The organism is Phyllobacterium sp., from assembly GCF_037994425.1.
Lineage (GTDB): Bacteria > Pseudomonadota > Alphaproteobacteria > Rhizobiales > Rhizobiaceae > Phyllobacterium.
The window spans coordinates 1-4,254 of the sequence record NZ_JBBNAM010000169.1 but is presented as its reverse complement, the minus strand read 5'-3'; the positions used below and the strand labels follow the sequence as shown (position 1 = coordinate 4,254).

Genomic DNA, 4,254 nt, shown 5'->3' with positions numbered 1-4,254 from the left:
CGCTATTCACTTACTTCTCGATGACGCACGCAAATGGACTTGAGGGATGATCGAATCCCCAAGCTAGTGTTTCCGGCTGAAATAAGAGTTCGGTTCGGGATTCTCTTCCTGGTGTACGCGTGCGAGTCTGGGGCATACGCACAGGAATCTTGTTCACGATTTGCCGACTTATCGCCAGCACTCTGGCAGCGCTGATCAGGGATCGCAACGCACCCAAGAAGCACGTTTGGCGTGCCCGGATCATCTTGATGAGTGCCCAGGGCACGGGCTAGATGACATCTTCCGGCGACGGCGGTCCGCCCGGCGCCCTGTCGAGCAGCCGTGTCAGGTCGCCCCGCGCCGACTTGTCCGCGCGCGCTCCCGAGAAAGTCCTGCGCCTGACCAGAAGTGTGCCGTCGCGAACCCCAAGCCAAGGCGGACGCCCGAACCATTGGCCCTGAAGAAAATCGCCAGCACGCCCATGAATGCCGCGCAGACGAGAACTTTGAGCACAACGCAAAGGAACGTCATCGCAAGTCGGGTCCCTGACCTTTTCGGGAGGGACCATAGCTCAACGCGGCGCCCTTGTACCGCCCCCTTGCGACGAAAACGCTGATCGGGGGATGGAACCCCCGGATCGGCGGCGTGAATGGGGGCCGACCTGTCGCACCCGGTTCGCTAGCCGCCCACTGCATAGGTCAGGATCGCCCCGCCGGTCTTGAGCGCGCGCGCGCTTTCAAGGCGCATCTTGACTGGCTGGTCCTGCGGCTTGAAGAGTGGATTGCCGGCCCCCAGCACCACCGGCGCGACGCAGATCCGGTATTCGTCGACGAGCCCGGCCTTGAGGAGAGAGTCGAGCAGATCGGCGCTGCCGAACACGTAGACGTCCTTGCCTTCCTCCGCCTTCAGCGCCGTGACCGCCTCCGCAGCCTCGCCCTTCAAGAGCCGGGTATTGTTCCACGTCGCCTCGGCGAGCGTTCGGGTGGCCACCGCCTTATCGATCGAATTCATCATGTCGGCAATCGCCCCGGTCTCCTTGCTCCAGTAGTCGGCCATGCCTTCATAAGTGCGCCGCCCGAAAAGCAGCGTGCCGATCTCCTTGCCCTGCTCGAGCGAGAACGCCTCCAGTTCGTCTCCCCAGACCGTTTCATGGAAGCCAAGGTCCCATGGGCTTCGGCCTTCGAAGAAGCCGTCGAGCGTCATCACATCCCAAACCACCAGCCGTCTCATCGAATGTCTCCTCTGCTCGTCGCGCCTGTCGCGAACTAACCAGTTGCCCTTCGCCACCGGTTGTAAACTATTTAGACTGATGCGATATTGCAACCGGTTTTTGGAGTCCCCGATGCGCAACGAGCAAAGATCCGGCTGCCCCATTAATTTGAGCCTCGAAGTCTTCGGCGATCGCTGGAGCCTGATCATCATCCGCGACATGATGTTCGGCAACCGCCGGCACTTCCGCGAACTGCTCTCGCAATCCGAGGAGGGCATTGCCTCCAACATCCTGTCGGCGCGTCTAAAGCACCTGCTCGATCTTGGCATGATCACCAGGGCCGATGACCCGACCCACAAGCAGAAGGCGATCTATAGCCTGACCGAAAAGGCTATCGAGCTTGTGCCGGTCTTTGCCATGCTCGGCGCCTGGGGCCGCCGCCACCTGCCCGTCAGCCGTGAACTGTCCATCCGCGCCCAGCTCCTTGAGGAGGGCGGCTCGGACACCTGGGTAGCCTTCATGGAAGAATTGCGCACCCTGCATCTCGGCACACCCAAAAGGCCCGGCGCGCTCTCGGTGTTTGCCGAGCTGCACGCCGCTTACGAAAAGGTGCTGACGGAGGTCGAGACAGAGGCGGGCTGAGGCGTCGGCGCCGCCCCACTTGCCGTTCTAGACTCGGCCACGCAGGCCGCGGCGCATCTTGTCGGCAAGGTCCTTGAGGACCGGGCGTAGGTTGGCACGGGCGTCGTGTTGAAGAAGCTATAACCGCTTTTGTCCTACGCGAGGGGCAAGTTAAGCGCGTTGACCGGCTGCTACGAAAAACGCCAACAATGGCAAGGTAAGCCGCGCTCGACAAGGATGCGGGCTTTTTTGGCCGCCTCGATAAATACGGTGAGCCGACCCGCTCCGTGACGGCCACTGCAAATGCCTGTCAGATCAATGCGACCAGATTGGGCCGGTTCGCTTGAATCCAGTCCCTGCGTGAGCCGGTGCCGCTTGGGCTAAGGCCGAATGGCAGTTGCCTCGCAGCAAGTACGACTTTGGAAGATAATTTCGCGGTCCGTCGCGTCGATACCCACGGCGGGCCTCCTCATTGTCGTCCTGATTTCATGTCCGTGCACCCGGCGCATCAGCGTTCTGACGTCTTCGGCATCGACACCATCACTCACCATCACCTGGCGGATGATGGGATCCGCCAATATATCGTTCAGCGTGGGGTCTCGGAAGTCCAGCATGACGCACTCCATTTTTCATTCCTGTGCGCAGCATAGAGTCTCTCGATGACGGGGAAATGTCACCATCATGGCCATTTTGTGAGCCTTCAAACTGTGCCGATTTGCCAGGTGATGGGAAAGGATCTGGCGCCGCGCCGACACGCGGCGGCGCTCGATCCGGTTCTTGCCAAAATAAGAGGCAGGCCCAGCCGTTGGGCCCTGGCGCACTCACGCTGAAGGAAAAGCCGTGCGCCAAGCCGCGGTGTCATCAAGCGTTGGACGAGACCCATGGAACGCAAAGGCCGGTGTAGCTCGCGTGCTCGCACTGATGGGCCTTGACAAGATACAAGCGACAAATTGCTTGGACCCGCGCTAAACTGCAGCGACGGCCACGCCTCGGCTCGGCCGGATTTATGCGCAGTTTGCCCCATGAAAGTCCCTGTGCCGCAGGGCAGATTTGCGCCACCTCTTCATAACAAGGAGCAGACCCATGACAAATGCAAATGCGACTTCGCAAGCGTCGACGATCGACCTGAAGCTTGAAGTTGTCGTCATCCCTGTTGCGGACGTCGATCGCGCCAAGCAGTTTTACGCTGGCCTCGGGTGGCGACTTGACGCCGACTTCGTCAGGAGCGACGGATCGCGCGCCGTACAATTCACGCCTCCAGGCTCGCCGTGTTCGATCCACCTCGGCACCGCACCGGGGCTTTTCCTCGTGGCGTCCGACATCGAGGTGGCACGCGCGGCGCTCGCCGAACGTGGGATCGACGTCAGTGACGTCTTTCATCGCGGTGACGGGCCAGAGCGTGTCAGCGGTCCGGATCCACAGCGGCGCAGCTATTCGTCTTTCGCCTCCTTCAGCGATCCTGACGGCAACGGCTGGCTCGTGCAGGAAGTAACCGCGCGGCTACCAGGACGGGTAGACACGGACAGAACGACATTCAATTCTTCGGCCGAGCTTGCTGCAGCGCTCCGCCGCGCTGCCGAAGCGCACGGCGAGCACGAGAAGCGGACAGGCGGTCAGCACGATGAGAACTGGCCCGACTGGTATGCCGACTATGTCGTTCGCGAGCAGGCTGGCAAGGAATTGCCCCTATAGCCACCGGTCCTGACGACGTGCCTAATGCGGTCCCAAGACCCTGACCGCGTCGCCGCGCGGCCCCAGCTGGACAAGGCATCGACGACGGCGCTTCTCTCGACCCGCAGCGAGCACCTGGCTGAGGTTTGCAAGTACGTCTGGTCCGCGCGCCGACGATTGAACGTCATGCAAGGCTTACCCGCGACGGGCGCCGGGCGGCTGAGGGCGGGCCTGGCGTTGTCCATGAAATCCGCACTAAAGGTGCCCTGCCCAACAGGCCGGGCGCACTTTCAGCCTCGCTCCCCGGAACCAACCCGCGCCCGGATCGTTGCTCAGATTCACGTGTGAGGGCTGGATAAAATGGACGAGACAATCCCTACCAATGATGAAGCAGCTTCAGCCGGGGGCCAAAAGAGGCCAGAAACGCGAAAGACAACTCCCCGCAAAGGAGCCCAAAAGACGCGATCACCTGTGCGCAAACAGGCGCGCGAAAAACCCGCCGGCATCTCCGAGCGGGGCGCAACGATGACCGCAAGAACCGCGCGAGCCCTGGGTCAGCAGCCAAAGGCGATTTCGATGCTGGCAGAGCGCCTGCCCCCAAGAACGGCATCTACGCTTGGCGTGGTCGGCGTTCTCGCATTTCTTCTCGGGGTGCTGGTCGGACGCTTGACAACAGAGGATATTCGCCGCCGATGGCATTGATAGCAGCCGACAACCCGAACACCGGCTGGCGGATAGCGCCTGAACCCAAGCCTGTTTGACCGATCAAGGAG

The 4,254-nt window shown here is 61.6% G+C and carries 6 protein-coding genes and 1 pseudogene; 4 read left to right on the top strand and 3 right to left on the bottom strand.

All coding sequences use genetic code 11. The annotated features are described in order from the left end of the window. Positions 1–134: 134 nt before the first annotated feature. Positions 135–269: pseudogene (locus AAAB35_RS12710) on the top strand (IS630 family transposase); the annotation flags it as partial. Here the strand turns inward: AAAB35_RS12710 and AAAB35_RS12705 are convergent. Continuing rightward, positions 269–547: a hypothetical protein gene (locus AAAB35_RS12705; protein ID WP_340668645.1), complete on the bottom strand. Its 279-nt coding sequence runs from the start codon at positions 545–547 to the stop codon at positions 269–271. The pseudogene AAAB35_RS12710 and the gene AAAB35_RS12705 overlap by 1 nt on opposite strands. Positions 548–657: 110 nt before the next feature. Further along, entirely contained in the window at positions 658–1,209 is a 552-nt protein-coding gene (locus AAAB35_RS12700; RefSeq protein WP_340668644.1) for a dihydrofolate reductase family protein, read from the bottom strand. Positions 1,210–1,321: 112 nt separating this feature from the next. Here AAAB35_RS12700 and AAAB35_RS12695 point away from each other — a divergent pair, with 112 nt between their 5' ends. Then, positions 1,322–1,831 carry a helix-turn-helix domain-containing protein gene (locus AAAB35_RS12695; RefSeq protein ID WP_340668643.1) on the top strand — a complete coding sequence of 170 codons (510 nt, stop codon included), beginning with the start codon at positions 1,322–1,324 and terminating at the stop codon, positions 1,829–1,831. Between the two features lie 359 nt (positions 1,832–2,190). Here the strand turns inward: AAAB35_RS12695 and AAAB35_RS12690 are convergent, their stop codons facing one another. Further along, positions 2,191–2,424 (bottom strand): hypothetical protein, encoded by a 234-nt coding sequence (locus AAAB35_RS12690; RefSeq protein WP_340668642.1) that lies wholly within the window; start codon positions 2,422–2,424, stop codon positions 2,191–2,193. Between the two features lie 469 nt (positions 2,425–2,893). Here AAAB35_RS12690 and AAAB35_RS12685 point away from each other — a divergent pair, with 469 nt between their 5' ends. Continuing rightward, the gene (locus AAAB35_RS12685) at positions 2,894–3,502 is read left to right on the top strand and encodes a VOC family protein (protein WP_340668641.1); all 609 of its coding nucleotides are present in this window, start codon (positions 2,894–2,896) and stop codon (positions 3,500–3,502) included. Positions 3,503–4,006: 504 nt separating this feature from the next. Next, positions 4,007–4,183 carry a hypothetical protein gene (locus AAAB35_RS12680; RefSeq protein ID WP_340668640.1) on the top strand — a complete coding sequence of 59 codons (177 nt, stop codon included), beginning with the start codon at positions 4,007–4,009 and terminating at the stop codon, positions 4,181–4,183. Positions 4,184–4,254 lie beyond the last annotated feature (71 nt).